1 protein-coding gene and 1 rRNA gene are annotated in these 1,389 nt (G+C 39.8%); both read left to right on the top strand.

From position 1 onward, the window contains the following. Positions 1-36: 36 nt before the first annotated feature. Positions 37-149: ribosomal RNA gene (rrf, locus tag HMPREF0670_RS15025) — 5S ribosomal RNA — on the top strand. A 570-nt stretch (positions 150-719) separates the two neighbouring features. Next, positions 720-1,169, top strand: a complete 450-nt coding sequence (locus HMPREF0670_RS15020; RefSeq protein ID WP_009231986.1) for a lytic transglycosylase domain-containing protein — start codon at positions 720-722, stop codon at positions 1,167-1,169. Positions 1,170-1,389: the final 220 nt, after the last annotated feature.

Raw genomic sequence — 1,389 nt, 5'->3', positions numbered from 1 at the left:
CTTCTTCGCTTGCTTGTGCGATAGTCAAACCCCTAATCAGGTGGTTATTGCGGCGGTGTCCCACCTCTTCCCATTCCGAACAGAGAAGTTAAGTCCGCCTGCGCCGATGGTACTGCAATGCAATGCGGGAGAGTAGGTGGCCGCCTTTTTTCATACGAGAGCCCTGAGTGCGAAGACTGCACTCAGGGCTTGTTCGTTTTGGGAGTTATTGAGGGTTTAAGTTTGTGAGTTAATGAGTTAGTGCGCTTATAAGGTTTTATGTTTATGAGTTTGTAAGTTAGTGAAATTGTAAGTGCATTAGTTTGTGAAATTATAAGTCGATGCGTTTATCAATGTCTGAGTTCAGGTTTCAAAATATCGAAATGGGTTACTTGTTTTGCTGCGTTTTCTTCTTTCAAGCAAGGTTTGTATGGATAGTTCGTGTTTCCTGTTCTACTCTTCCTTCTTTTGCTTAACTATCTGCTTTACAACATGTTGTATAATTTAAAAAGTGCGGTTTTTGCTTTGAAAGTTTGGCTACATCGGTTTTATTTCGTAACTTTGCATGCGATAAGAATAAGGATAAACCCTTCCCCTTGTTTCGGAAGAGCTTATTCGCTAAGGTATCTAACGGGACTGAGATTATTCACTTAACTTATTTCTCATAAAGTAATAGTCGCGGGCAACAAATGTGCTATAATCAGATGGCTTACATGCTCAGGTCTCATAAATAAAAAATTATGGAGAGATTAAAGAGAATTGTATTTTTATGTATTACAATTTTAAGTTTACTGCCGGGCCTAGCCCTTGCAACATCGAATGAGGATAACACGGCGGACAACTGCGTGAACTGGGAGCCGGTTATGGATGCGATTATTCAGGTGGAAAGTGGTGGAAACAGATTCGCCAGAAGCGGTAAGTCTGTTGGAGCCATGCAAATAACACCGATATGCGTTAGAGAAGTCAACTTGTATCTCAAACAATTGAATATCAAGAAGGCTTACACACTTAAAGACAGGTTTAGCGTTCAGAAGTCGAAGGAGATATTCCTTCTCATTCAAAAGCGTCATAATCCACAAAACAACATTGAACGGGCCATACGCGCTTGGAATGGTGGATTGAAATACAGTAATAAAGGGACGCAACGCTATTACGAAAAAGTAACTAGAGCAATGAACAAAACTACTTAATGCAGTTATAAATGCTCTAACATGCAATAAAAGGGGGATGGACGATTTATTTCGTTTGTCCCCTTTTCTATTTCACACCGCTTATATTGCCCATCGTGTAGCATTTTGTCTTACACGGCTTTTTTTACCCTAGTTGAAAACTCCTACACCTTAATAGTAAGCATCCATTATTCGCCGTCTTTTCCGATATGTTTTGTTTCCTACCTTTGTGCAAAAAAAT

This window comes from Prevotella sp. oral taxon 317 str. F0108, assembly GCF_000162415.1.
GTDB classification, from domain to species: domain Bacteria; phylum Bacteroidota; class Bacteroidia; order Bacteroidales; family Bacteroidaceae; genus Prevotella; species Prevotella conceptionensis.
This window is presented reverse-complemented; position numbering and strand designations above follow the sequence as displayed.